Source organism: uncultured Microscilla sp., assembly GCF_947493425.1.
Classification (GTDB): Bacteria; Bacteroidota; Bacteroidia; order Cytophagales; family Microscillaceae; genus Microscilla.
This window is the reverse complement of the sequence record NZ_CANLRP010000634.1, coordinates 1-264: the sequence shown is the minus strand read 5'-3', so window position 1 is coordinate 264 and position 264 is coordinate 1. Positions and strand designations below refer to the sequence as shown.

General features: G+C 53.0%; 1 pseudogene. It reads left to right on the top strand.

The features are described from left to right. Window positions 1–264: pseudogene (locus Q0954_RS34775) on the top strand (hypothetical protein); the annotation flags it as partial.

The window sequence follows — 264 nt, the reverse complement described above, 5'->3', positions numbered from 1 at the left end:
TGTAGGGCAGGTACAAAGCTATGACCCTCATCGCCAATCGTGCATCGTAGAGCACTGGCAAAAACCTGTGCTCAATCGCCTGAGTTTTAACGGGATACTCTACCCTTACCACCGCTTGCGCCACGCGCAGTACCATTATGTGGGGCGGCATGGCAACACGCTTTATTATGTGCACCACGGCACCGTTTGGCGCATGGACTTTGAACCCACCCCTGGTATTTGGTCGGTAGCAGATTTTGCCGGGGCGGGTACTTCTTTTTATGA